The organism is Domibacillus enclensis (genome assembly GCF_900156125.1).
GTDB lineage: Bacteria > Bacillota > Bacilli > Bacillales > Domibacillaceae > Domibacillus > Domibacillus enclensis.
In genome coordinates this window covers 39,660-66,213 of sequence record NZ_FTLX01000001.1, presented here as the reverse complement: position 1 = coordinate 66,213, position 26,554 = coordinate 39,660, and the positions used below count along the sequence as shown (strand labels likewise).

At 45.9% G+C, this 26,554-nt stretch carries 23 protein-coding genes; 7 read left to right on the top strand and 16 right to left on the bottom strand.

What is annotated here, in order from left to right; all coding sequences use genetic code 11:
* From BW952_RS00350 to BW952_RS00325, 5 genes are all read right to left on the bottom strand, one after another.
* Positions 1 to 1,233 carry a PucR family transcriptional regulator gene (locus BW952_RS00350; protein WP_045852431.1) on the bottom strand — a complete coding sequence of 411 codons (1,233 nt, stop codon included), beginning with the start codon at positions 1,231 to 1,233 and terminating at the stop codon, positions 1 to 3.
* 184 nt (positions 1,234 to 1,417) lie between these two features.
* Complete coding sequence (locus BW952_RS00345) at positions 1,418 to 1,597, bottom strand: hypothetical protein (protein WP_045852432.1); 180 nt, start codon at positions 1,595 to 1,597, stop codon at positions 1,418 to 1,420.
* 554 nt (positions 1,598 to 2,151) lie between these two features.
* Complete coding sequence (locus BW952_RS00335; RefSeq protein WP_045851787.1) at positions 2,152 to 2,736, bottom strand: SCO family protein; 585 nt, start codon at positions 2,734 to 2,736, stop codon at positions 2,152 to 2,154.
* Positions 2,737 to 2,840: 104 nt separating this feature from the next.
* The gene (locus tag BW952_RS00330) at positions 2,841 to 5,948 is read right to left on the bottom strand and encodes an AAA family ATPase (protein ID WP_045851788.1); all 3,108 of its coding nucleotides are present in this window, start codon (positions 5,946 to 5,948) and stop codon (positions 2,841 to 2,843) included.
* Positions 5,945 to 7,063, bottom strand: a complete 1,119-nt coding sequence (locus BW952_RS00325; RefSeq protein ID WP_045851789.1) for an exonuclease SbcCD subunit D — start codon at positions 7,061 to 7,063, stop codon at positions 5,945 to 5,947. The genes BW952_RS00330 and BW952_RS00325 overlap by 4 nt, the downstream gene beginning before the upstream one ends.
* Before the next feature lie 127 nt (positions 7,064 to 7,190).
* Between BW952_RS00325 and BW952_RS00320 the strand changes: the two genes are divergently transcribed.
* Positions 7,191 to 7,616, top strand: a complete 426-nt coding sequence (locus BW952_RS00320) for a DUF2621 domain-containing protein (RefSeq protein WP_045851790.1) — start codon at positions 7,191 to 7,193, stop codon at positions 7,614 to 7,616.
* A gap of 14 nt (positions 7,617 to 7,630) precedes the next feature.
* Here the strand turns inward: BW952_RS00320 and BW952_RS00315 are convergent, their stop codons facing one another.
* Together BW952_RS00315 and BW952_RS00310 are read right to left on the bottom strand one after the other, a co-directional pair.
* A complete protein-coding gene (locus tag BW952_RS00315) occupies positions 7,631 to 8,125 on the bottom strand; it encodes a CcdC family protein (protein WP_414735825.1) in 495 nt (164 codons plus the stop codon).
* A gap of 32 nt (positions 8,126 to 8,157) precedes the next feature.
* On the bottom strand, positions 8,158 to 8,865 hold the full coding sequence (locus BW952_RS00310) for a cytochrome c biogenesis CcdA family protein (RefSeq protein WP_045851791.1): 708 nt from the start codon (positions 8,863 to 8,865) through the stop codon (positions 8,158 to 8,160).
* 176 nt (positions 8,866 to 9,041) lie between these two features.
* Between BW952_RS00310 and BW952_RS00305 the strand changes: the two genes are divergently transcribed.
* Complete coding sequence (locus BW952_RS00305) at positions 9,042 to 9,221, top strand: aspartyl-phosphate phosphatase Spo0E family protein (protein ID WP_045851792.1); 180 nt, start codon at positions 9,042 to 9,044, stop codon at positions 9,219 to 9,221.
* A gap of 27 nt (positions 9,222 to 9,248) precedes the next feature.
* On the opposite strand, the gene BW952_RS00300 is transcribed toward BW952_RS00305, so the two are convergent.
* Both BW952_RS00300 and BW952_RS00295 read right to left on the bottom strand, forming a co-directional pair.
* The gene (locus BW952_RS00300; protein ID WP_045851793.1) at positions 9,249 to 9,767 is read right to left on the bottom strand and encodes a hypothetical protein; all 519 of its coding nucleotides are present in this window, start codon (positions 9,765 to 9,767) and stop codon (positions 9,249 to 9,251) included.
* 124 nt (positions 9,768 to 9,891) lie between these two features.
* The gene (locus BW952_RS00295; protein ID WP_045851794.1) at positions 9,892 to 11,238 is read right to left on the bottom strand and encodes a prolyl oligopeptidase family serine peptidase; all 1,347 of its coding nucleotides are present in this window, start codon (positions 11,236 to 11,238) and stop codon (positions 9,892 to 9,894) included.
* Between the two features lie 273 nt (positions 11,239 to 11,511).
* Between BW952_RS00295 and BW952_RS00290 the strand changes: the two genes are divergently transcribed.
* From BW952_RS00290 to BW952_RS00280, 3 genes are read left to right on the top strand one after another with little or no spacing between them, the layout of a single operon-like run.
* Positions 11,512 to 11,988 (top strand): MarR family winged helix-turn-helix transcriptional regulator, encoded by a 477-nt coding sequence (locus BW952_RS00290; protein ID WP_045851795.1) that lies wholly within the window; start codon positions 11,512 to 11,514, stop codon positions 11,986 to 11,988.
* Positions 11,985 to 13,709, top strand: a complete 1,725-nt coding sequence (locus BW952_RS00285) for an ABC transporter ATP-binding protein (protein ID WP_045851796.1) — start codon at positions 11,985 to 11,987, stop codon at positions 13,707 to 13,709. Before BW952_RS00290 ends, BW952_RS00285 begins: the two co-directional genes overlap by 4 nt.
* Positions 13,706 to 15,565, top strand: a complete 1,860-nt coding sequence (locus BW952_RS00280) for an ABC transporter ATP-binding protein (RefSeq protein ID WP_045851797.1) — start codon at positions 13,706 to 13,708, stop codon at positions 15,563 to 15,565. Before BW952_RS00285 ends, BW952_RS00280 begins: the two co-directional genes overlap by 4 nt.
* A 68-nt stretch (positions 15,566 to 15,633) precedes the next feature.
* Here the strand turns inward: BW952_RS00280 and BW952_RS00275 are convergent, their stop codons facing one another.
* A complete protein-coding gene (locus BW952_RS00275; RefSeq protein WP_045851798.1) occupies positions 15,634 to 16,926 on the bottom strand; it encodes an SLC13 family permease in 1,293 nt (430 codons plus the stop codon).
* A 160-nt stretch (positions 16,927 to 17,086) separates the two neighbouring features.
* Positions 17,087 to 18,460, bottom strand: a complete 1,374-nt coding sequence (purB, locus tag BW952_RS00270; protein WP_045851799.1) for an adenylosuccinate lyase — start codon at positions 18,458 to 18,460, stop codon at positions 17,087 to 17,089.
* A 361-nt stretch (positions 18,461 to 18,821) separates the two neighbouring features.
* On the opposite strand from purB, the gene BW952_RS00265 reads away from it, so the two are divergent.
* Positions 18,822 to 19,832 carry a LacI family DNA-binding transcriptional regulator gene (locus tag BW952_RS00265; protein ID WP_045851800.1) on the top strand — a complete coding sequence of 337 codons (1,011 nt, stop codon included), beginning with the start codon at positions 18,822 to 18,824 and terminating at the stop codon, positions 19,830 to 19,832.
* A gap of 64 nt (positions 19,833 to 19,896) precedes the next feature.
* Here BW952_RS00265 and BW952_RS00260 read toward each other — a convergent pair whose 3' ends face one another.
* From BW952_RS00260 to BW952_RS00250, 3 genes are read right to left on the bottom strand one after another with little or no spacing between them, the layout of a single operon-like run.
* On the bottom strand, positions 19,897 to 20,721 hold the full coding sequence (locus BW952_RS00260) for a TIM barrel protein (protein WP_045851801.1): 825 nt from the start codon (positions 20,719 to 20,721) through the stop codon (positions 19,897 to 19,899).
* A 48-nt stretch (positions 20,722 to 20,769) separates the two neighbouring features.
* Positions 20,770 to 21,927, bottom strand: a complete 1,158-nt coding sequence (locus tag BW952_RS00255) for a Gfo/Idh/MocA family protein (RefSeq protein WP_045851802.1) — start codon at positions 21,925 to 21,927, stop codon at positions 20,770 to 20,772.
* 31 nt (positions 21,928 to 21,958) lie between these two features.
* Entirely contained in the window at positions 21,959 to 22,882 is a 924-nt protein-coding gene (locus tag BW952_RS00250; protein ID WP_045851803.1) for a sugar phosphate isomerase/epimerase family protein, read from the bottom strand.
* A gap of 233 nt (positions 22,883 to 23,115) precedes the next feature.
* Between BW952_RS00250 and BW952_RS00245 the strand changes: the two genes are divergently transcribed.
* Positions 23,116 to 23,964 carry an AraC family transcriptional regulator gene (locus BW952_RS00245; protein WP_052698504.1) on the top strand — a complete coding sequence of 283 codons (849 nt, stop codon included), beginning with the start codon at positions 23,116 to 23,118 and terminating at the stop codon, positions 23,962 to 23,964.
* Positions 23,965 to 24,193: 229 nt separating this feature from the next.
* Here the strand turns inward: BW952_RS00245 and BW952_RS00240 are convergent, their stop codons facing one another.
* The gene (locus BW952_RS00240) at positions 24,194 to 24,409 is read right to left on the bottom strand and encodes a YneF family protein (RefSeq protein ID WP_045851804.1); all 216 of its coding nucleotides are present in this window, start codon (positions 24,407 to 24,409) and stop codon (positions 24,194 to 24,196) included.
* A gap of 130 nt (positions 24,410 to 24,539) precedes the next feature.
* Complete coding sequence (gene tkt / locus BW952_RS00235; RefSeq protein WP_045851805.1) at positions 24,540 to 26,543, bottom strand: transketolase; 2,004 nt, start codon at positions 26,541 to 26,543, stop codon at positions 24,540 to 24,542.
* Positions 26,544 to 26,554 lie beyond the last annotated feature (11 nt).

The window sequence follows — 26,554 nt, the reverse complement described above, 5'->3', positions numbered from 1 at the left end:
CTAGGATGAATAAAGAGAATGATCCATTTGGCGAATCAGCAAATCGATGTAAAGAATGGTTTTTTCATTCATATCCTTGCTGTTAAAGCCGGTCATTTCACTGATCCGCTTCAGCCGGTAGGCAAGCGTATTTGGATGAACATGCATAATGCGGGCGGCTTCATTCATGTTGCCGTCCTGTGCTAAGAAGGTATACAGCGTTTCAGTCATGTTCGCATTGTGCGATTGGTCATATCCCTGAAGTGCTTCAATAACAGGATTGCGCTTCCCCTGCCGAATGGTCCGAAGCTGCTCAATTGATTGGAAAATGCCTAATTTATCAAAGCGGTCAGGTAAACGGACTGTAGGGAAAAGCTGCTTCATCCGCAAAACCTGAAGTGCTTCCTGATAGCTATTTTGAACAAAAAGCGGATTTTCAACCGGCGTTCCGGCACCTCCGGACGGATGGACACTAAGACGTTCAGCAGATTTTTTGCAAAAGTCCTCCATGTACCGGCTGACCGCATCCAATTCATCGTCCTTTTGAGATCGGATCAGCATAACCAGCTGTTCTCCATCAACCGTTTTGGCAAGCGGTGAAATTTGCTGAAGCGTTTCAACTAAATAATCGATTTGGCGCTCCAGTACATGATTGATCGATTTCCCGAAGTCAAACACAACGACAAGCAAGCTGCCTGACAAGTTGATCCCGTATGTTTTATTCGACTGATCCACTTCACTTTTTGTCGTAAAATGACCCGTCAGCAGCTTCCAGAAAAACTCCTGATGGCTTTCTTCCGCAGCTCTTTTTCTTTTTTCATGCTGAAGCAGCTGGTTTTTCACTGCTTTGGCAGCTTCTTTTAAAATCTGTTTTTGTTCCTCGGAAAAATGGGCACCGGATTGCGCCCATATAAAGCCGATCACCTTGTCCTGTTTGCGCACAGAAATAGCGACGCGTTCTCCCAGCAGCACCTGTCCAATGGCTGGAATCACCACCGGCTCCTCTGTTTCAAAAAGAGTCGGGATGGCGCCACTTTTCCACAAGCTGTTAATAACATGCTCTGGCACTTTTCTTCTCATGATTGTCGCAATCCGGACCGGGTCGATTTCTCCCTCATGACGGCTGTAAGCAATAATTTGGTGGTGCGCATCTTCTATCGTAATAGGACAAGAGAGAGCTTCACTGATTTTATCCGCAAGCATTTCGATTGAATCATATTCATGGGCAAAATAATGTGTATATTCGTTTGACATATCGTTCCTCCGCTAAAATAAGCTCCTCTTATTATAAAGGCGGACCGGATAGATGTACAAACATTAAAAAGCGGACTCCATAATGGAATCCGCTTTTTTTCATTCAATAGCCATTTGGCTGAAGGAGCATCTTTTAGATAAGAGTTTGTGGCGTCAGGAGAGTGGAGTACTGTAAGTGGAGGGATTAATACTTTCTTGAACCGCATTTCGGGCAAATATACACGTCTTCCGCATCAAATATAGAGCCGCATTTTGTCTGCTCCAGAACAATCAAAGCGCTTCGGAGTTCCGCCCGCTGTCCTTCCCATCCGCATTCACATGTCACACGGTTTGCTGACCCGAATTTGTTCATCCCGTAGTTCATATCCATTCACCCCTTAACTGATTATTCAGAATATATTCTGTAAATATATTTTACTCAAGCAGCCATTTTTTTGCAATAATATTTTTATTAAAAAATTGTAAATTGCTGAGAAAGTAAAACAGGATGACACAAAGTGTCACCCTGTTTCATTCTATTGAAAAATTACTTTGTCAATCAAAACCCGGTGACCACTCCTCTTTTCAAAGCTAATGTGCTTGCGCGAACACAGTTCGGGCGGCTTCTGCAGGACTGCGCGTTCGGAGGGGCGGGCGGTGAAGCTCCAGTGGGACGAGCGGACAGGCTGAAACAGCCGCGCTTTTTGGGCTGGTTCAGCGTTCGCCCCACCGGAAAGCGGAGCCGGCAGCCTGGAGCCCTTGAATGTTCTTTTCTAGAAAAATAGCCTATTCCATGCTATGAAAGAAGGAAAAAATCTCGAAAAGCATGAAGATTCTCTTGACGCATTTGTATTCAACACAATAAAACAGGGTGCTGCTTCTCGGCACCCTGTTTTATTCTTTAAAATAATCGCTATTCAATTAATAATGTAACAGTCTTTATCCTTCCGACAACTGTTTCACATCTAAAACAATTTCGTCGAACGGCACTTCCATGTTGCCATCGTAGCTTTTTACAACGGTGCCTTCTTTATTAATTAAATAAAAGCTTGTTCCATGGATAAACTGGTCTGAATTCGGATCGGGTACAGCCAGTGCCTGAAAGCTTTCTTCGGCAAAGGTCTGAATGTCGTCAGGTGAGTAGCCCGTTAGGAGATTCCAATTGGATTCATCTGCTTCATAATGAGAGATGTATTCTTTTAACGCATCCGGCGTATCACGCTCAGGATCGACACTGAAGGAGACGATTTCGTAATTTTCGACTCCCTCTTCATTTAACAGATCCTGCACCTCACTCATGTTTCTTGTCATCGGCGGACAAACCGTCGTACAGTTGGTGAAAATAAAGTTCGCCAGCCATACCTTTCCTTCTAGATCAGACAAGCTTACTTTTTCTCCATCTTGATTTGTATGTTCAAACGCCTGCACTTCCACATCCATATTCCCTTGAAAATCACTATTGCTGCAGGCCGACAGCACCCAAACAGCCGCTGCTGCTAGTAAAAAAGAACGCAATGCTTTCAAAAAATCCCCCTCCAAGTGGCATAGTCTCTTTATATGGTAGAGGAAACGAGCGGATTTCTCAACGCACTTTGTCATTTTTGAATGAATTATTCATGAACAAATGATCAGCTTTCACCAGCAAAAACAAAAGCGGCTGTGCTTCCTTCCTCCGACTGGTGAATTTCAAGTCTGGCATCAATTCGCTCCTTCAGCTCTGGCACGTGAGAAATCACGCCGACGAGCCGTCCGTCCGCTTGAATATCCATCAGCGTTTCAATCGCCTGATCGAGCGACTCCGGATCAAGCGTGCCAAATCCTTCATCGACAAACATTGTTTCAAGCGATACACCACCTGCGTAATTTTGAACGACCTCTGCCAGGCCAAGCGCCAGAGCAAGTGCTGCTTTAAAGCTTTCACCCCCGGACAATGTTTTAACATGGCGGCTCGTCCCGGTATATTGATCGAAAACAAGCAAATCCAGACCGCTTTGCGCATTTCCTTTTGACCGTTCTGCAAGCCGTTCGAGTAAAAACCTGCCGTTCGTCATAGCAGCAAGCCGGATGTTGGCCGCTACTAAAATTTCTTCTAAAAAAGAAGCAAGCACGTACCGCTCAAACGTGATCTTCAGTTCGTTTTTCCCGTGTGTAATATCGTATAAATGACCGGCCATCCGGTAGGCCTCCTCCGCTTTTTTCATCTGGATGCTGATTTCCTCAACCTTGTTTCGAATCCGGATCGTTTCATTTATTTGCGATTGAAGCGCTGCCGCCTGATCGCCAAGGGCAGCCCACTCTTCATTTATGCCTTTAATCCTTTGATCCAGCTCTTCCACATCAACCCGGCTGCGCCCATGAAGTGCAGCTTGAAGCTCTTTTATCAAATGAGCGGCATCTCTCTTTTTTTGTTCGAAGGCTGTTACCTTTTCTTTTAAAAGAGGAAGCTGTTCCAGGTGCTGTTTAGCCGATTGGTATTCATCGATGGAGGCGAAGCCCCATTCCTGTATTCTTTGTTGAAACTGATCAGCAGCAGCTTTTTTTGATTGCCCCGCTGCCTCGAGCGCTTCCATTCGTTCCTGCCAGACAGATGCAGCTGACTGCAGAGCCGTGTGGGCAGCGTGCGCCTCCGATGCAGCCTGTTCATAGTTATGTTGAAGGAATTGCACCTCTTCTTTTGCCTGCTTCCACTGCGCCAAAAAGAAGGATGTGTCTCTCATCGATTCCGGAACGGCCCTTTCAAGCTGTTTCAGCACGCTGCTGGCTTCAAAGGATGCAGCCAATTCGATTTTTTCCCGCTGCTGGTTTTGCTCGATTTGCTGCATGAGTATTTCTTTTTTCCCCTTCAGATCCAGCAGCGTCTTTTCGGTTTTTTCTTTTAATTCGATCTCTTCGGCAGCACAGCTTTTTCGATCCTCCTGCTCCTTAAGCTCCGCCATAGCTTGATCCATTTGAAACCCTATCGGCAGCTTCATCAGCAGCTTGTCACCATTTTCGCGCGCGTGTGCAAGGGACGATTTGGCTTCTACCCACTTCTGCTCCACTTTTCGGCTTTCTAGGTTCAATGCGTTTACTCGGGATTCGGCTTCTTCAAGCATTTGGTCCGTCACATGGTCAGACGCAGATGCGGCGGGGTTTGGATGATGAGCCGACCCGCATACAGAACAGGGCTGCCCGTCTTGTAATTGGCCAGCCAGGATGGCCGCGTGCCCCCTTGACCAGTTTATTCTCCGTTTTTGTCCCAATTGACGGGCTTCTTCTGCTTCTTGTTCTTTTCGCTTGTACTGTTCCTTTATTTCTTCGGTGATTCGTTCATGAGTGAGGATGGTTTGCTGCACTGTTTGCCATTCCCGATAAAGGTCGATCAACCCTTTGCTTTTTTCAATGTGATGGGCGGCTTCCATGAACGTTTCTTTTGCTGTTTGCACAGACTGAAGCTGTTGGTTCGTTTGATGAAGCACTTCAGACAGCTTTTTTTCCTGACCGGCCAGCTCCTTGCCCCTTTTTTCGGCTTGATCCGCTTTCTCTTTTGTTCGTACTGCTTCCTCTCTGGCCGACTGGTAATCCAGAACAGAGGCTTTCATAGCTTCCAGCTGTTGAAGATATGCCGCTGCTTGATCTCGCACCGTCTGTTTTTCTTTTTCCTGCAGCAGCCGCTCGCTCGCTTGATTATTTCGCTGCTCAGCCGCTTTTTTTTGCTGGTCGGCTTCCTTGAACCGCTGCTCTGCTTTATTCGCTGCCTGGACAGCCTGCTGCTCAAGCAGGTCATAAGCCAGCAATTTTTCGGCCCTCTCTGCATCGTCCATTTGCTTCTGCCATTCCCTTACGATTGGCTCCTGCTTGAGAACACGATCCATTTCCTGCTTGGCGGCCTCCAGCCGGTCAAATTGTGCATGAATTGCAATGCCCCGTTCTTTTTCTGCTACAAGCTGATCCCGCTTTAGGGCCAGTTCGTTTCCTTTATTCTGGCACTCGCGCTGCTGGCTGTTCATCTCTGTCAAATCCGTTTCCATTTGACCAAAAACAGCTCGTTTATCAACATCCTCCTGCTCAAGCAAGTCTTTCATGCTGCTTGAAAACGCCGGCAGTCCTTTTAGCAGAAGTGATTGCTGCTCCAGCGCTTTGCCTGCTTCTTTTTTGAGCGCATCGGACTTTTCTTTGAGGACATCCTCCACCCGTTTGTAAAAGTGCGTTTGAAACAATTTTTGCAGCAGTTTTTCTTTTTCCTGGCTTCCGGCAGTTAACAGCTTTTGAAAGTCTCCTTGAGGAATCATTAAAATCTGGCGGAATTGATTGGCTTCCAGGCCGATCAATTCGTTCATCTTTTCATCTGTATCCCGCACATTCGAAGCTAAAAGCAGCTGGCTTCCATCTTCTTTCAGTTCGTATAATTCTGCTGATGCAGACATTGACGTCATGCCGTCGCCTCTTGCTTTCGGCTTTTGCTGCTGGGGGGCACGGCGGATGAAATAAGACTGGCCCTTCAGTTCAAACAAAAGCTCTACTTCCGTCGGCTGCTTCGGATCAGCAAACTGGCTTCTCATATCGGCTGCACTGCGGTTGTCACCACTCGGCTTTCCGTACATCGCAAAGCTGATCGCATCGAAAATAGTCGTTTTCCCGGCCCCTGTTTTCCCGGATATCACGAACATTTTCCGGTTTTCGAGCTTTGAAAAATCAATCTCCTGCTTTTTCGCATAAGGACCGAATGCGGTCATCGTCAGTTTAATGGGCTTCATTCGTCTTCCTCCTTTCTCGCTTCCTCAATGACTGAAATCATATAAGACCGTTTCTCGTCTGAAAATGGGAGACCCGTGATCGCTGTGTAAAACTCTTCGTACATCTCCATATCACTCCGCTTTTTTTTCGGTTCAGCCGGAGGCGTAAAGTGGGACGGAGCAGCTACCGACTTTTCAAGATGAAGAATATTTGGGAATGTATGCTTCAGCTTGGCCATTGGGTCTAAAATCGTTCCTTCATCCTTTAAGAGAATCTTGATGTAATCCTCAGAGGGATCGTGGTCCAGCAGTTCATCGAAAAAGCCCGTTAAGATGCGCATCTCTCTTTTCGGCTCAAGCGGTTCCCGGCGAACGGACGTCAATCCAGATGAATCCAGTTCTACTACTGCCACACTTTTCAGGTGATTCACTTCGGAAAAGGAATATTTCAACGGAGACCCTGCATATTGGACGGTTGAATGGTGTATAGCATTTGGGTTATGAAGATGACCGAGTGCTGTGTAATGAAAAGGCTCAAAAAGCTCCGCCCCCACGTTACCCGTTCCGCCAACTGATAAAATCCGTTCAGAATCACTCGTTTCTCCACCCGTCACAAAGGCGTGGCCGACAGCAACGTGCAGGTGATCCGGGTCCAGTCGCTCCGACAGACGGCCTGTTAACACCTTCATCGCATCGTGGTGGGTATGAACAGACGGATCATCATATAAATGGCGGACAACACCTGGCTCTGTGTAAGGCAGACAATGAAAAGAAACGCCTTCAACGGTCGGACAAAACATATCTTTTTCCAATTTCCCGGCCAGAAAAAGGCGGTTTTGCCGAAACCAGGTGGAGCCGAACGCCAGACGGTCTGCGCTGTCGTGATTACCTGAAATGGCGACAATGGGGATATTCATTTCAACATTGACCGTAAACAGCGTTTCATTTAAAAGGTTCACGGCGGTTGCCGGTGGAACAGAACGGTCGTACAGATCGCCCGCAATCACAAGCGCGTCCGGCTGTTCCTTCTCAATCAGGGTGATCAGCTTTTGTAAAATAAAGCGCTGGTCCTCGACCATAGAAGCGCCATTGACGACTTTGCCTAAATGCCAGTCTGCTGTATGGATGAATTTCATTTGATCAGCTCCCTTAAATACGTATGTATGTTCCGATCATAGCAGATGAAGGGACAATTGAAAAGAATCAACAGAATGAGACTTGTTTGATATAATAGAGGAACAGAAGAGTTCAGGAGGGTGCAGCATGCTTGAAGGCTGGTTTTCATATTTTATCGTTTTATGGACATTTGTTTTGGTTGGGCTTTTTGGAATTGGCGGATTTTTTATGTTCCGAAAGTTTTTAAAGAAAATGCCAAAGCAGGATGGGCGGTCCGATATGGACTGGGAAGAATATTACGTGGATAAAACACGCAAGCTATGGGGAAAAGAAGAAAAGCTGATGCTCGAGGAATTAGTCAGCCCGGTCCCGGAGTTGTTCCGCGATGTAGCCCGTCACAAAATCGCCGGAAAAATCGGCGAGCTTGCGCTGCAGGAAAAAGCACGGCGCATCTCCATCGACTTAATTATCCGAGGATACATTATGGCAACGCCAAAGCGGGACCATAAGTTTCTCCGGAAAAAATTAGATGACATGCACATCGATCACTCACCATATAGCCATTTATTTTAAAAAAACAGCCTTCGCTAAAAGGCTGTTTTTTCTGTCATGATGCCTGATTGAGCGGGCATTTTTCGTTTGAGCCGGTTGTACTTTTTGAACATCGCAATTCGCCATGGCAGGATCATTGCAAAAGCCAAAATGAAAAACATACCGCCCAGCTCTCCCACATCAATGGACGTGGAGAGGACCAGCTTCCCAACGATTCGAACAATTAACAAGGTCAGTAAAATAATTGGAAAAGCTTTTGAACGCTTTAAAAAAATGTCATTGCCGCGTATTTCAAAATCGGACGTTTTGATCAGCAAAATAGAAAAAACAAGCCCTACCGCTGTGGCTTCAAGAAATTCCATTCCGGTCACGCGAAACATGGGAAACAAAAACATAAGTGCACCCGTGCTCATGAAAAGCGGCGGCATAATAATTTTTTTAGCAGAAGCAGGTTTTTTAGCCGCCTTCATGCGGACAACCAGAGCGCCAATGCCCATAAAAACAGCTGCCACAGATGATGCCGCAACCATCCAATCCATATTGATCATTCCTTTAATGCAAATTAAAAACCGGTAAATCCTCCGAAAAGCGGAGTCAGGATCATAATAATCTTTGTCATCCAGTCAAAAAACAGGACAATTCCCATTACCATCATAACATAGCCCCCGATTTTTACAATCCTTGCACTGTGGGTGCGGATCCACTTCATTCGCCCGATGAAAAAGGACATGACAAAAAAAGGAATAGCGAAGCCGAGAATATACGCAACCATATAAAGCATCGCCGAATCTGGATTAGTACCGGCCATGGAAATCACCGCCAGCAATATAGGTCCCGTGCAAGGCGTCCAGCCAGCACCGAAAGCAAGCCCGATTAAAGCCGAGCCTGTATAGCCGACGGGACGGTTTTTAAAGGCAACCTTTTTCTCCGACATCATAAATTTCGGCTGCAAAATACCAGTCACGACCAGCCCGAAAAAAATCATGAAAATAGCACCCAGCTGCCGGATCAAGTCATCCCACTCTTTTAGAAATTCACCTATAAAGGACGTGCCGAATCCGAGCAGCACGAACACAAGCGAAAAGCCAACCAGGAAAAAAAGCGTATGCAGCATGCTTCGTTTTTGCAGCATCGCTTTATCATTTTTTATTTCATTTACACTCATTCCGGTTATATAAGATAAAAAGGCCGGATATAACGGCAGGCAGCACGGTGAGATAAAGCTTAAAAATCCCGCACCAAATGCTAAAAATACGTTTACATCGCTCATGAAGTCAACATCCTTTCCATTTACATTGTAACAGAAAGAACACTTCTTTCTTTTTGACATAAATGTGAAATTAAAAAAAGTTTAAAAAACGACAAATATTTTTGAAAATAAGTAAATGATTGGGTATACTAGATAGTGTAAAATGTTTAACTTTACCAAAGAAAGGGTTGTCCGCTGTGAATAAGGAAACACTTCTAGACGCCATTGAAGCGAAGCGGACAGAATTGCTCAATGTTGCTTTTAAAAACGGATTGACTTCCCCACTAGCGATTCAGCATAGCCAGGAGCTGGATCAGCTTTTAAATTTATATGATGAACTGCACATTCAAACGATAAAAAAAGCGCATGTTAAATAAAAAAACTGCCCGGATAGGCAGTTTTTTTTATTTCTTCTTATAGACACCAATTAAACCGTTTTCAATAAACATCTGGTCAAATTCTGCGATTACTTTATCTCCCGGCAGCAACTCGTTTCCAAAGACATTTTCATCTGTGAACAGGATGTCTCCAGACTGGCTGCTCGTTCCTTCTATGTTCATCTGACCATGTTCATACCAAACTTTATTAATTGAATATTCAATCTTTTCAGGCTTTACATATTCCGCTATATTAAATCCGCCGTCTTCCCAGTAAGTACGGACACGGTCGCCTACGGAAAGCTCGATTTCCACATCTGTTGGCTTAAAGCGAATCGTTTCGCCGTTGCTTGCCGTTGCGCGGTAATATCCTTTTTCGATGACCGGTGATTTAAACGTTACTATGTAATGCTTTAAGGAAATGCCTTCTTTTTCTAACATCTCATATGGCGTGCCCGTCAGCTCGTCTTCATAAGCAAATGCCGGGACATTTATACCGATCAACAGGAATGGAAGAATAAATAAAGACAGAAATTGTTTTTTCATTTTGCTTGTCCCTCCTTTTCTCTCATAGTTATATGTACCCCACATCCGGTAAAATATACTTAAAAATAAAAAAAAACCGAATTTCTTTTTTTTGAAAAACGGCTTTCTAGATTATGACCATTTTTTAAAAAGGCGGCAGCTTTTCTTTTTTTAGCGACTGATTTGCCAGCCATTCCATCAGCGTGACCTTCTTTCCGTCCACTTCCCTTGAAACGTCATTGTTGTAAACTGGAATCCAGGACCAGTGTCCATCATATTCATACGGTGTTCTATCTTCTTTTTTGTACAGCCCGGACAGATCAAGAACTTTTTCGAAAAGCGTCAGGTGAACATCGGCTGCTCCTGCTTTTATCAACCGGTTGTAGGTAGGCACTACATATTCGTTCACCGGTACCGTTTTGTCGGTTTCAGCCGCGATAAACCAGATTGGCAAGTCCTTTATTCGTTGAATGTCTTCATCGGAGACCAGCGCATCCTTTAACGCTTCACAGGTCGGAAATGCCGCCGCAAAATAAGCCGGATCATGCAGAATCAGCAGCATCGTCATATACCCGCCGTTTGAATCGCCACCAATTAGAATCCGGTCTGGATCAATATTCGGATGCTTGGCCACATAGTCTTGAATCAGCGTCATAAGTGCTTCTTTATATTTCGATGTCCCGTCGCCGAATCCAGTAAATCCGTCCATCCAGAACGTCGGCGTTTGCGGAGCCAGCACGTAAGCACCTTCGAAGTAAGATTGAATCTCCTCAGAGGCAAAATGAACGGCTTTGTTTCCAGCGATCGCAATGGTTGGATCGGTCCCACCCTCTCCCATGCCATGAAGCCAGATGATTAAGGGGTGTTTTTTCTTGTCCGGCACCGGCTTATAGTCAGCGTACGTTAATGTAATGCCCTCATAAGCTGCTTCTCCGGTTCCAAAATCGTCAACCAGCTTTCTTTCCCCACCTGAAAATACATCAGTCATTAATCCAGATACCTTTCCTGTCGGCGTGAGAATGTCTTTTTGCTGGGTGATCGTATACACACTTTCAATCCAGTCATTTAAAAAAGTGTCCATATGGAAGTTCATAGGGGAACCCAATGTCACCGTGGGGCCGATTTCCATTTCCAACACAGCATATCGGCCCCTCACAACATCAGGATTTCTTGCTTTGTCGGTGACATAAGCACTCGTCACACGGCGGTATCCTTCCTCTACAAAAGGATTGACCAGCCGTTTGTCGCTTCTTTGCACGTGAACTTGAAACGTATCCGCAGTGACAGAGCCGGCAGGCACGGGTTCACCTAAATCGACAATTACTTTCGTGATCGCAGGTCCCCAGTCTTTGATTTCCGTCACAGTCTCGTACGTTGTCAGCCGATTCTTTCCTGTTTGAGTTCCCTTCCTTGAACGGAACACACTGGCAGCACCCGCTGCTAGCATACTTAACAAAATAATTTTCGCTGTGTTTTTAAGGTTTCTTTTCATGACCAGGTTCCCCCTTTTCGATACCGCTTTCATTCATTGTAAATGATTATTGCGGTGAGATCCCTACTTCTGCTCAATTCGACGGCAGATATATTCATTGCGGGAACTCCTCGCTACCTCTTCCTGTCATCTTACAAACCATAGTACATAATTGCGGCGTCCCTCCGCTCTGTCCCCTTTTTTTTAGAAATTGACGCAACCTAATAATAAGAATAAAATAATTAAAAACAGTTCCATTTAGAACTGTTCAATACAGAATAATGGAGTGGTTTTATGCAGGATGAACATCAGAGGGTTACCCGATCGACCGAGGTGCTGTATTCATTTGCCGGCGTCCACAACAATATGATGCGCCTCATTCAGCGGTCTGCGGTCGAAAACGGCTTGTCGGTTCCGCAGTATTCTATTTTAATGGCGCTCCTCTCACGCAATGAAATGACCCAAAAAAAGGTCGGGGAGAAAACGTTTCTTCCGAAAAGCACATTAAGCCAGGCTGTTGACGGGTTGGTGCGGGAAGGGCTTTTAAGGCGGCAGCCAGTGGAAGGCAACCGTCGCGAAGTGCTTCTGTCACTCAGTGAAAAAGGAATGACTCGCATCCGAACGCTTCACTTGCAAGAAGGCGGCATCCACCAGGCCGTCCAAAGCGTTCTGGAGTCACTGACAGAGCAGCAAGTGAATGACCTGCTGCGGACCCATAAGCAAATCACCGACTTGCTTGAAAAAGGAGAAACAGAGGAGCAGAAGAAATGATTAAACTATTAAAAAACCTGTCGTTTTATAAATGGTCTGTCGCAGCCGTTGTTCTGCTTGTTTTTATTCAAACACTTGCCGACCTTTTTTTGCCCACTCTCATGGCGGATATTATTGATAATGGTGTCGTGACCGGTGATACCTCTTATATTTGGAAAATCGGCGCCGTGATGCTGGCGATCTCCGCATTTGGCGTAATCGCCTCGATCCTCGCCAGTTTTTATTCAGCAAAAGCCGCGATGGGCCTGGGACGAGATCTTCGGCGGAACGTTTTTAATCATGTGGGGACATTCACGCTGCAGGAGTTCGATGAAGTGGGAACGGCGTCGCTCATTACCCGGACGACAAATGACATTACACAAGTGCAGCAGGTGGTCATTATGATGCTGCGTATGCTGATCAGCGCTCCGATTATGCTTGCAGGCGGCGTGATCATGGCTGTGTCAAAGGACGCCCAGCTTTCGCTTGTGGTTGTGGCCGCCATGCCGTTTTTAATCGGCTCTATTTTGCTGATTTTGAAAAAAGGTATGCCTTTATTTCAAGCTGTTCAGCAGCGGCTTGACCGCTTGAACCTGGTGCTGCGCGAAAACCTCACCGGCATTCGTGTGATCCGGGCCTTTAACCGGGAAGCGGAAGAAAAAAAGCGGATGACAAAAGCAAACCGGGATTTAACCGATGTGTCAATTCAGGTCAATAAAGTAATGGCATTTATGATGCCGGTCATGATGCTCGTTATGAATTTAACCGTCGTTGCCATCATCTGGTTTGGAGGCCTTCGAATTGACAGTGGGGCGATGCAAATCGGTGACCTGATGGCGTTTATTCAATATGTCATGCAAATCATGTTTGCCCTGGTAATGGCTTCAATGATGTTTATTATGGTGCCCCGGGCAGCTGTCTCCGCCAGACGGATTAATGAAGTGCTCGGCATGCAGCCAACACTGCAGGACGACGGAACCGAAAAAGCGGATCGGGAACCGGGAACGCTCGAGTTTGAAAATGTGACATTCAGCTACCCGGGAGCCGAAAAACCTGCGCTGTCGGGCATCAGTTTTGCGGCTAAGACCGGTGAAATCACGGCCATCATCGGCGGAACCGGCGCTGGAAAATCCACGCTCGTCCATTTGATTCCGCGCTTTTATGATATAGCCAGTGGAACCATCCGGGTGAATGGCGTGGATATCCGCCACTTGCCGCAAGAAGAGCTTCGTTCAAAAATGGGCTTTGTGCCGCAAAAAACCACCCTGTTCTCCGGAACGATCACAGACAACATTCGTTTCGGCAAACAGGATGCCACACAGGAAGAAATCGAACACGCCGCCCGCATTGCGCAGGCAGAAGAATTTATTCTCCATCTGAAAAACGGCTACGAGTCAGAGGTGGAACAGGGCGGATCGAATTTATCCGGTGGACAAAAGCAGCGGCTGTCGATTGCCCGGGCCCTTATCCGAAAGCCGGATCTGTATATTTTTGACGACAGTTTTTCCGCACTGGACTTTAAAACAGATGCCAGGCTTCGGTCGGCGCTGAAAAAGGAAACAAAAGAAGCGACGATGCTGATTGTTGCCCAGCGGGTGAGAACAGTTGTGGATGCAGACCGGATTATCGTTTTAGAAGAAGGCCGCATTGCCGGCATCGGCACGCACGAGGAACTGCTCCGTACAAACGACGTCTATCGTGAAATCGTCTTATCTCAGCTGACAGAGGAGGAAATCGCATGAGCAGTCCTAAAAAACCTCAAGGCGGCGGACCGCACGGCTTTGGTCCCGGCGGAGGAAGCATGATGGTGCCAGGCCAAAAGCCGAAAGATTTTAAAGGCACGCTGCGTCGTCTTCTTCTTTATTTGAAACCGCGGCGCAGCAAGCTGATTGCGGTTTTCATCGCTGCCATCTTAAGCACAGTCTTTATGATTGTCGGACCAAAAATTATGGGAACGGCCATTACCGAGCTGTTTGAAGGCGCCTACGGAAAATTCCAGGGCGTTCCTGGAGCCGCCATCGATTTTGAAAAAATCGGCCAGATTCTACTGCTGCTCGGCGGCCTATATGTCTTCAGCAGCCTGTTCAGCTACATTCAGCAATATATTATGTCCTCTGTGGCGCAGGACACTGTGTATGACTTGCGGGAAGAAGTGAATAACAAGCTCGAAAAACTTCCGCTTCATTATTTTGACGGGCGCTCAAACGGTGAAACGCTCAGCCGGATGACCAATGACATTGACACCATCGGCAGTACACTGCAGCAAAGCTTAACGCAATTTATTACATCGATTGTCACTATCGTTGGTATTGTCATAATGATGCTGTCGATCAGCCCATTGCTCACAGCGATTGCGATCATCAGCCTGCCGGTCTCGATTTTCGCCATCCAGCCGATCTTAAAAAAATCGCAAACGTATTTTTCTGACCAGCAGCGCTCGCTCGGCCAGTTAAACGGCCACATTGAGGAAATGTATACAGGCCATCAAGTTGTCAAAGCCTTCGGATACGAAAAAAAGTCAGGCAAGCAATTTGATCTCGTCAATGACGAGTTATACGAAGCAGGACGAAAAGCACAATTCATTTCGGGCATCATCATGCCGCTGATGATGTTTATCGGCAATATGAGTTATGTATTAATCAGCGTTGTCGGCGGCATTCTCGTGACACAGCGCGCCATATCCATTGGGGACATTCAAGCTTTTATTACGTATTCGAAGCAGTTCACACAGCCGATCACCCAAACAGCGAATATCGCGAATGTGATTCAATCGACCATCGCAGCCGCCGAACGCGTTTTTGAGCTGCTGGATGAAAAAGAAGAAATAAAAGACGTCGTCACGTCACACTTGCCGAGGGCGAACGGGTCCGTTGTATTTGAACAGGTTGATTTTGGCTACGGGGGCGATTTGCTGATTGAAAACATGAACATCCGCGTTTCTCCCGGACAAACTGTGGCCATCGTTGGACCAACGGGTGCCGGGAAAACGACCTTGATCAATCTGCTGATGCGTTTTTATGAGCTGAATGGCGGCACGATTAAAATCGATGGGTTGGATACCCGGAAAATGTCACGCCATGATCTCCGGAAACAGTTCGGCATGGTGCTTCAGGACACCTGGCTCTTCAATGGCACGATCAAGGACAACATCGCCTACGGCAAAACCGGGGCGACCGAGGAAGAAATCGTTGAAGCCGCACGCACAGCGCAGGCGGATCACTTTATCCGGACACTGCCTGAAGGGTATGACACCATTTTAAACGAAGAAGCCTCAAACATTTCACAGGGGCAAAAGCAGCTCCTGACGATTGCGCGGGCGATTTTAGCCGATTCGCCGATCATGATTCTCGATGAAGCCACATCCAGCGTGGATACACGAACCGAAGTCTTTATCCAGCAAGCGATGAACCGCTTAATGGAAGGCCGCACGAGCTTTGTTATCGCCCACCGCCTGTCGACGATCAAGGATGCTGATTTGATTCTCGTTATGGACCAGGGCAAAGTGATCGAGCAGGGAACACATGCGGAACTGCTGGAACAACAAGGATTCTATGAAGAACTGTATAATAGCCAGTTTGCTGAAAAATCAGCAGGCTGACGACAAACAAAAAACAGTCTTCTTTTTTTCGAAGACTGTTTTTTAATTCTATAGACTACCTTTTTTATTCACTCATAAAACGGCCAAAATAATGGCACCATAACTAAACACACAATGAGCTGAATTATAATAAACGGAACACCGCACTTAATATAATCAACAAATCTGTAGTTCCCTGCTGAGTAAATCATTGTATTTGGCGGGGTGCCGATTGGTGAAGCATACGCCGCTGAAGCGCCCACACAAATGGCCATCAAAAGAGCGCGGGGATCTGCTCCCATGCTGTTGGCAATAACTAGACCGATGGGAGCCAGAAGTGTTGCAGCTGCCGTATTTGACATCACCGACGTCAAAATCGTTGTCAACAAAAACAGCAGGCCGGTGATTAAATAAGGCCCAGCATCCATTCCGACAGATCCAATAATGGTGTCAGCAATCATTTTCGCCGCTCCCGTTTCAGATAAAGCGGTTGCCATAGGCATCATGCCTGCTACTAAAATAATTGTTGACATATCGAGCGACTTATACGCTTGTTTTTCTGTCATCGTACGTGTAAGGACAATGAGCAAAGCGCCCATAATCGAAACGATGTGTAGCGGAACGCCAATTTGCTGCTCAAAAACCATAAACACGACAGTGGTTAGCAGAATAGCAACTGCAATGACCTGCTTCCTTGTATTTTTCGAGTGAACGGCCGACACTTCTGCTCCTGCCGCTGTTTCATTTTCCGCAAAGGTTTTCTTCTCTTGATTTTCTCTAGATGGAATCAGCTTGTAGCCAATTGTCATCATGTAAATAATTCCGATAATCGTCAACGGAACACCCACTTTGGCAAATTCGAAAAAACCAAAAGGCTGAATGCTTTCATTTTGCATCACGCCTTGCACAGCGAGGTTGCTGTTAGTGCCTACGAGAGTAATCATGCCGCCAAGTGCTGTTGCATAAGCAAGCGGCATTAGTAGCTTTGCGCGGGAATAGCCTGCACTGTCCGCAATCAAAATAACGATGGGCATCAATACCGCTGTTGTAGACGTGTTGGATAAAAACGCAGATAAGACAGCGCCGATTACCATAACAGCAAGTAGCAGCTGTTTTTCCGTCTTGGCAAATCGAGTAATCAATGTGCCAATCTTTTTCGCTACTCCTGTTTCAAATAAGGAAGCACCGATCACAAACATACCCGTTATCAGAATAACGATAGGATTTGTAAATCCTGAGAAAACGGTTTCTGCATCAATAATGCCCATTAAAAACAAAAGAAATGTGACAAGTAGCGCCGTGGCGGCAACGGGGATAATTTCCGTGACAAACAAAATGGCCGCTAAAAGCAAAATAAACAATGTAATAGTAGCTGCTGACATCACTCTACCTCCTCGTAAATTAAAAGAAAACGGATACAAAAATAAGAATGTAAATGGATTTACTTCGAAGCTTCCGGTTTTTACAATGAATAAAATTCTAGAAGGGCGCAATTAAGATGTCCCTTCTACAATACGTTAAGAGATTTGTTTGATAATGCGTTTATCTATTTGTTTGGTTAATTACCAAGGGAGACCATTTTTTCTCCACACGATCGACGAATTGTGTGCATAAGCCAATATAGCTTTTCGGATTCAGGTGGCTTCGTACTTCCTCTTCATCCATATGGATCATGATTTCCTTATGTTCTAAAGCTGTTTCAAGCAGCGGCCGTTTTTCCTCAAACGCTTTCATCGAAACGTCATAGATTATATCGTGAGCCACTTGTCTCCCAACATATTTTCCCAGTTTCAACATGAGATTTTCGGAAACAATAAGTCCTTGCAGAAGGTACAGATTTTTAGTCATGTTTTCTTGATGCACAATTAATCCTTCTAGGACACCTTGCAACTGCTGGATTCCACCGCTCGTCATCATACAGATTTGAGGTAGATAAGACCACTCTGTCAGCCAAAAGGTCATATCTCGCTCGTGTTCCTGCATCATGCCATCAAAACCGAGCGAAGCATTTCGTTGAACAATACGGGTTAAGCCGACCACGTATTCACAAACCATCGGGTTGCGCTTATGAGGCATGGTACTGCTGCCGACTTTTCCCATCGCAAAGCCTTCTTCGATTTCTCCTATCTCTGATCTTTGAAGGTTAATAATTTCATTAGCTATTTTTCCGATAGTTCCAGAGATCATAGCAATTATACTCGCAAACTCCGCAAAGCCATCACGCCCTACATGCCAGGTGATTGTCGGCTGCTCCAGCCCCAAAATGCGGCAGTACTTTTCCTGAACCTCTAAACCGCTTTCACTAATGGAAGCTAGAGTCCCCGCAGCGCCTGCAAACTGGCCCATTAAGTAACGTTTCTTTCCTTCTTCCAGTCTTTCAAGATGGCGGCCAATTTCATCAGCCCAAATCGCCATTTTGTAGCCCAATGTCACCGGCAGGGCATGCTGTCCGTGCGTTCTTCCGGGCATAATGGTTTCTTTATGCTTCACTGCTAAAGTAAGACACGTCTCTAAAAATGTCTTCAGTTGAGCTGAAACAATGTCTTGCGCCTCTTTAATTTGAAGGACAACAGCCGTATCCATAATATCCTGTGTCGTTGCTCCCCAATGCACATATCCCCCTGCATCCCCATCGCATATTTTTTCCAGAGACCGGATCAGCGTGATAAGCGGGTGGGAGGTGTCAACAATTCCTTTGCTGATTGTGGGCATATCCAGATTGTCAAACTTCGCTTTTTGGGCGATCTCCCTCGCTGCTTCTTCAGGGATTAAGCCTACTTCTGCTTCCGCAATTGCCAAAGCTGCCTCAGCGTCCAGCCATTTTTGCAGCAGTGATTCATCTGAAAACACTTTGTTCATTTCCTCTGATCCATAAATCCCTTTGTACAATTCTGAATCGATTACGAATGAAGCCATTTTATATTCCCTCCAATTTTAATTGGCATACACATAGGTGTAACCGCCTTCATATTTAAACAAACGTTTGTCTAATTAATCGTAATTCCCTCTACTTTATTACATCATAAATTTCCTTTAAAACCTGTAATTATGTTTAATAGTAGCATTCTCATTATAGACAAACGTTTGTCTTTTGATAATTTAAGAATAATCGCTTCTATAAATTTTGTCAAACCATTTTTTATTTCCATATATATGTAAAAATGTAGCGACTGAATAAAATTTGCTTTATAATAAACTAAAGGTTCTCCTGCATTACTGATTTTTAGACCTCATATTTTTAAAATTGCTTTTTTGTATAGGTAGGTGCATCCATCAATTGGCCACATTAAAAGAAGTTGCAAAACTCGCTAAAGTAGACTCATCGGTTGTTTCCAGAGTCGTAAATAACGATCCCGCGTTGAACATTAAACCAGAAACGAGAAAACGGATTCTTGATGCTGTCGAAGAACTGAAGTATCGACCAAACATGTCGGCTCGAAACCTAAAGAAAGGCCAGAGCAAAATGCTTGGCATGATTATTCCTGATTTCTCGAACCCTGTATACAGTCTCATAATTCACGGAGCAGAAGATCAAGCTGCCCAGGAAGGATTTAATTTGCTCGTTTACAGCCTAAAGCAGAAAGGGTTGGAGAAAAGCTACTCTCCTCTTTTAGACGGGCAGATTGAAGGGCTGCTTATAGCCAATTCGGAAATTGACAACAAAGAAATTTTAGAGCTCAAAAAAACAAAAAAACCTTTTATGCTCGTAAACCGCACTGTCGCTGGTGTGGATAATTATGTTGTGGCAAACGATTTATTAGGCGCGAAACTTGCGACTAAACACTTGATTAAACAAGGACACCATCGAATCGCGCACATATCAGGGCCCCTTTTCACGGCAACAGGTCTAAGCAGGTTTCAAGGCTACAGAGAAGGATTGCAGGAAGATAACATTGACTATATTCCTGTATATGTTCAAGAAAGCAAATATACAGTAGAGAATGGCTATGAATCCATGGAAATACTGCTGGACCTTCCTGACCCTCCCACAGCTGTTTTTGCTTCTAATATTATGATCTGCCTGGGAGCGATGAAAGCTATTCAAGATCGAGGGCTGACCATTCCGAAAGATATGTCGATCATAGGTGTTCATGATGTTTTTTTCACCTCTACCCTTCAGCCGCCTCTTACGACAGTGAAGATGCCTTTATACGAGATGGGCAGAGAAGCAGTAAAAAAGCTGATCGCCATTATTCAAGGCAAGGAAGGAGAAACTGGTCAGGGTGTAACAATTGACGGCGCTTCCTTGATTGTTCGGTCGAGTACAAGCCCGCCTCCATCAAAATAACGAGCGGGTTTTCCCGCTCGTTACGTTTATTCGTCGGTTTAAGCAGTCACTTTGCTTATTTCCTTCAGCGCCTGGCCGCTTTCACTTCGCCTCTTACATTGTCAAAGCACGCATTCACTGCCTTCACAGCTGCCGAAGTATCCGTTTTCGGGTAAAACTCAAAGCCCACTGACCCTTCGTATCCAATCTTCTCCAAATGTTCAACAAAATAAGGGAAGTTAATGACCCCTGTTCCGGGCTCGTGACGGCCTGGTGCATCGGCAATGTGAAGGTGGCCGATATAAGGCAGGTACTTTTCCGTCGTTTCGCAGATTTTCCCTTCGTTTAAATACATATGGTAGGCATCATATAATACTTTCACATTCGGCGAGCCAACCGCTGCCACTAAATCAACCGCAGTTTTTGTGGTGGTGAGGAAGTTTCCGCAATGATCTTTTTCAACATTCAGCGCTTCGAGCACGAATGTGATGCCCGCTTCTTTCGCCCACGGCGCAATTGTTTTTAATACATCCAGCATCGCACAAATACGGGTTTCATATGAATACTCAGCCGCCATTGGTTTTGCGAACTGCGGCCATTCCTCTAGTGCATCTGAATGAATGACGAGCACCGGACAGCCGACTTCTTTGGCCGCTGTGATGGATCGTTGAATGTAGTTTAAGTACTTTTCTTTATCGGCCGGATCACACATCGAATACGGACCGTCTCCAGACATTGCCGCAAGCTTTAATTCGTTTTCATCGAGCAGCTTTTTCAGCTGCGGAAGGTCTTTATCCTCCCATCCCCACATTTCTACAAAATCAAAGCCGTCTTGTTTCGCAGCGGCCAGACGTTCTTCAAACGGCAGCTCCGTATAAATGGATTCGATATGAATATCTCGTTTTAACATGGTGTAGCCTCCTCTGTATTTTTTTACATGCTGTTTTACGACTGCTTTTTAATACTCAATCCAGACCGCTCCTTTATCCGCAGATTCTACGCACTTTTCCACCCATTTGACCCCCTGAACGCCTGCGCGGATATCCGGAAACCAAAAATCTGTTTTTTCTCCTTTTTTTGACTGATTCATCGCAATAGCAAAGCGCCGGTAAAGGTTCGACCAGGCATCAAACAAGCCTTCCGGATGCCCGGCGCTGATCCGGTCTTCCACCAGTGCTTCCGGATACAAATAGGCAGCTCCGCGCTCCAACACACGGGCAGGCTCTCCTTCTATCTCGTACGCCAGCTGATTTGGCTGTTCATCCAACCATTCAATTGATGCTTTCGAGCCGATTATGCGAATCTTTTGCCCATGGAGAGAACCGCAATTTATCGCGGACGCCCAGAGCGTCGCCTGTGCCCCGCCCTTTAAATTCATCAAAATGAACGCATTATCCTCAAGCACCCGGTCCTCCACAAATGATTTGCGGCTGCACAAAAGCTGTTCAATCTCAAAATCCTGCAGAATTGCTTCCGCTAGAAAAAGAGGATGCGTGCCGACATCTGCAATCACACACGATGGACCTGCCAGTCGCGGATCCATACGCCATTTGACCGCTGGATTTTCTTTTTCGATGGCCGTATGATAAGCGCCATGCGCAAACTGCATATTGATCAAGCGGATTTCTCCGAGATCGCCGCGCGCAACCATCTGCCTTGCCTGTTCAATCATTTGATGGCCTGAATACCCATACATGACTCCAACGACCAGCCCCATCTCATCCGCAATCTTCGCCAGTTCCTCCGCTTCCTCCGTTTTAAAGCAAAGTGGCTTTTCACAAATAACATGAAGGCCGGCTTCAAGCGCCGCTTTTGTCATCTCGTAGTGAGTACTGTTTGGCGTCGCGATCGACACAGCTTCAATGCCATCCTCGCGCCTTGCTTCCTCCGCAAAAAGCGTTCGATAATCGGCGTAGCACCTGTCGGGATCGACGCCGATTGAAATGCCGAACTCTTTCCCTCTTCCAGGATCCAGATCAAATGCGCCGGCCAAAAGGGCGAATGAGTGATCTCGTACAGCTGAGGAGCGGTGAATGTACCCAATCTGGCTGCCTCTCCCTCCGCCGATCATGGCCCATCGAATCGGTGTTTCTACTGTTTTTTCTCCATTGATCATGTCGTTTCTCCCTTTCTTTTGTGAAGTTTCCCTAAAATCCGATGCTTTTTAAATAATCGAGGCTCTCTTTTACGTCCCTCAGGCTTGTTTCTGCATTTTTAGGATCGCGCTCCTGCTCAATGGTGATGTAGCCGCTGTAACGAAGCTCTTCTGTCAACAAGCGATAAATAGCCGAATAATCAATCATGCCGGTTCCAAGAGGACACATGGCCCCTTTGGCACAGCCATCAAAAAAAGATATGTGCTCATTCATCACTTTTCCATACACCGCTTCGTTTATATCTTTAAAGTGAATATAATCCAGCCGGTCTGCATATTTTCGAAGCCATTCAACCGGGTCCATTCCGGAATACTGAAGGTGGCCGGTATCCAGGCATAATCCCGCTGTTTCATACGGAATGTCCTGTGCCACCCGGTCAATTTCATCCGCAAACTCAATGTATCCTCCTGCATGAGGATGAATAACCGGCCGCACGCCCCATTTCGCAGCCACTTCACAAATGCTTCTTATGTGACTCATCATCTGATTCCACTCACTGGAACGTAACCGCGGAGCCCGGTCTGAATGCCCCGCCGCATAATCGCGTTCACGATGCCCCCAGTCCATAATTGTTAAATACGGTGCTCTTGCACGCTGTCCTTCTTCAAACGGGAGCGGCGGCAGCCTCGTGATGATAGAACAGATGTCTTCTGTCTGCTTTAGCACCTTTCCACTATTCTGTTCGTCGACAAGATCATCAAAAATTGTTCCGGCTACGATGGAAAGTCCGTTTTTCTCAAGCTCCGCACTCACCTGTTCAATATGAATGGGCATGTAGCCGTACGGACCGAGCTCAATTGCTTTGTATCCTGCTTCTCCCGCTTCCTGCAGGACTTTCTTCCAGGGCAGATTATCGGGATGCTGCGGATCATCGACGCCCCAGCTACAAGGCGCACCGGTAATATGAATTACCATTGGCTCTTTTCACTTCCCTTCAGTTGTTTACGCTTACATAAAAATCAATCAACCGGTTATGCATTTTATTTTATCTGTCTGCTGCGCTTTTGTATTTTCAATTCTTGCTTCAATTTAAGCAGTCTTCCCGTTAAAATAAGAGTAAACTAACACAGTATTGCGAATTCTTGCTTTTCCATCGACAATTTCGCTGCTATTTATTAACAAACCGATGTTTTAAAGGATGTGTATGAATGTTGAAAACCGGCAAAAACTCACCTGCTACATGCTGCATTGAAAAACAGCCCTATTTGATTTCCGCTCAGAAGGAAGACCGGCTGCAGACACGGCTGGCACGAATGATGCATATGCATGACGATCGAATTGAAATCCTTCAGCTGCGCAGCGGCCATGGCATTCATATTATTGACGGGCAAGAATACGAAACAAAACAAGGGGACATTCTTGTATACAATGCAGGGGTTCCACATGAAGAAATGGCAGATGCTAAAAACGGAATGGATATTTTAAGCTGTGCGATCGGCAACGTGTCCATAAAAGGGCTGGCTCCAAACGTACTGTTTACTCAAGCATATCGCCCGGTGATTCAAGACAGCCCGCTCTACCAGGATATTGGCTCGCTCATGTCAATGCTTTTCAGCCATTTCACAAGCCCTCATCCATCTAGAGAATTGGAGCACCACTTGCTTTGCTCTCTTCTTTTACTCGTAAGGAATGCTGCAATGGGCAGTGAGCGTGACGATGAACGAAAGCAAAAGGAAATCGGCGATCTTGTTCAACGCTTTATTGATGAGCATTATCAGGAAGAAATCAGCTTGCAGCATATCGCCCAGGCATTACATATGAGTCCGTATTATTTATCACACGCTTTTAAGCGCACAACCGGCTACACTCCCATGAATTACGTGACCCGCCGCAGAATCGGAGAAGCCCAGTCACGCCTCTTGTCGACAGATCATACCGTAACTGACATTGCGTATGCCGTCGGATACAGCAGCGCAAGCAATTTTCACAATGCCTTTAAAAAAATGATCGGTCTGTCTCCTCAAAAATATCGTGAATTTTGGCGGAAGCAGTTATAGTCTGAGTAACGAATTCTTACAAATTCAGTCAAAACACAAAAAACCACCCTTTTTCCGGTTGCGTTCACACGGAAAAAAGGTGGTTATAGTAGTCTGTATGATAAATTGACCCAAATCCTTTAACAACTAAAAGATGGATGAAATATTCCGTTTTTCACCGCACGTTTAATGCGGATGAACGTTGGAATTTTGTCATAAACGACCCATAAAACTTTGAATCAGCACCGATTTATTTATCCTGCTGTTTATTCATTTGAGCCATCATTTGATTAATCTTCTTCTGCGACGGTTTCATTCCCATCTGCATCATCATCATACGCAGCATTTGCTCGTTAATGGGCGGATTCTTTTTCAAGTAATCCATCATGTAACGGCGTGCGATGAAAAAACCAATGGCGACACCAGCTGCAAGTGCGATGACAGCCGTAAGCACATACCAAAACATAAACGTGTTCCTCCTTCAAGTTATCTAATCAAAGTGTACTAAACCATTCATGATTATACAATAAGAGCCAGCAACTTTTTGTGGATTATTGGCGAAAAAAAGTCCGGAACCGAGGCTCCGGACTTTTTTATTAGTTTTCTAGAAGCGCTTTTACGCGTGATACAACATTTTCAACAGTGAATCCGTATTCTTTCATCACTGTATCTCCAGGTGCAGAAGCGCCAAATTGGTCAATGGCCAAAATGTCACCTTCATCACCTGTGTACTGATGCCAGCCGAATGAAGAACCGACTTCGATACCGAGGCGCTTCTTCACTGATTTTGGAAGTACCGATTCTTTGTATGCTGCATCTTGCTTTTCAAAGCGGTCAAACGACGGAATGCTCACAACATTCGCATGAATGCCTTCTCCTTGAAGCACTTTTTGCGCTTCTACCGCAAGGCTTACTTCAGAGCCAGTTGCTAATAAAAGAACATCCGGTGTTTTTTCTGCTTTCACAACTGTGTAAGCACCTTTTTCAACACCCGTGTGCGCTTGCTCTTTTGAACCTGGAAGAACAGGCAGGTTTTGACGAGTCAGAACGAGTGCTGTCGGTTGTGACTTGCTAGTCAGCGCCAGTTTCCAGGCTGCAGCTGTTTCGTTACCGTCTGCAGGGCGAATCACAGACAGGTTCGGCATGCCGCGGAATGATGACAACTGTTCAACCGGCTCGTGTGTTGGGCCATCTTCGCCAACTGCGATGCTGTCATGTGTAAAGACATACGTGACAGGAAGACCCATCAATGCTGCCAAACGAATCGCTGGACGCAGGTAGTCAGAGAATACGAAGAATGTACCGCCGAACACTTGAAGACCGCCGTGAAGCGCCATACCGTTCATTGCTGCACCCATCGCAAATTCACGAACACCAAACCAAATGTTGCGTCCTTCATAGCTTCCTGGCATGAAGTCCGCTGTATCTTTAATGCTTGTTTTGTTCGAGCCAGCCAAATCCGCTGATCCGCCAAGGAAAGTCGGAACTGATTTAGCAATCGCATTTAACGCTTCACCTGACGTGTTGCGTGTTGCGTTTGACGTGCCTTCTTCATAAACAGGAAGAGCTGATTCCCATCCATCCGGCAATTCGCCATTGATCGCTTTTTCAAGCTGTGCTGCTAATTCGGGATGATTTTCTTTGTAGGCTGCAAACAATTTGTCCCACTCAGATTCTGCTTCAGCCCCGCGGTTAACAGCTGCTTCCTCAAAACGTGTGTAAACCTCATCCGGGACGTGGAAGTCTTGATCGAACGTCCACTTGTAATATTCTTTCGTCAGCTTCATTTCATCTTCACCAAGCGGTGCGCCATGTGAAGCGGATTTACCTGATTTGTTCGGTGAACCGTAGCCGATCACTGTTTTTACTTCAACAATCGTCGGTGCATCGTCATTTTGCTTTGCATTTTCAAGCGCAGCTAACACTTCATCAAGGTCATTTCCATCTTCTACGCGAATGTAGTTCCAGCCATATGCTTTGAAACGGCCTTCTACACTTTCAGAGAATGATTTATCAAGCTCACCATCCAAAGAAATGTCATTGGAATCATAAAGAACAACAAGGCGGCTTAATTTCAAGTGTGCTGCTAGAGACGCTGCTTCAGAAGCGACACCTTCCATTAAATCACCATCACCACAAAGTGCATATGTATGGTGCCCGATCACTTCATGACCATCTTTGTTGTATACAGAAGCAAGGTGGCGCTCAGCCATTGCCATGCCGACAGCCATTGCGATCCCTTGGCCTAATGGGCCAGTCGTCGCTTCCACACCGTCCGTATGCTTGTACTCAGGGTGTCCAGGCGTTTTGCTTCCCCACTGGCGGAAGTTTTTAATTTCATCAAGTGAAAGGTCGTAGCCGGCAAGATGCAGCAAGCTGTATAGGAGCATGGAACCGTGACCTGCAGAAAGTACGAATCGATCCCGGTTAAACCATTTTGGATTTTTCGGATTGTGATTCATTACTTTTGACCAAAGTGCATACGCCATTGGAGCAGCACCCATTGGCAAACCCGGGTGCCCGGAATTCGCTTTTTCAATTGCGTCGATGGATAGCGTGCGGATCGTTGTTACCGCCAGCTGATCTGTTTTGTCAAACATGAGATTCATCC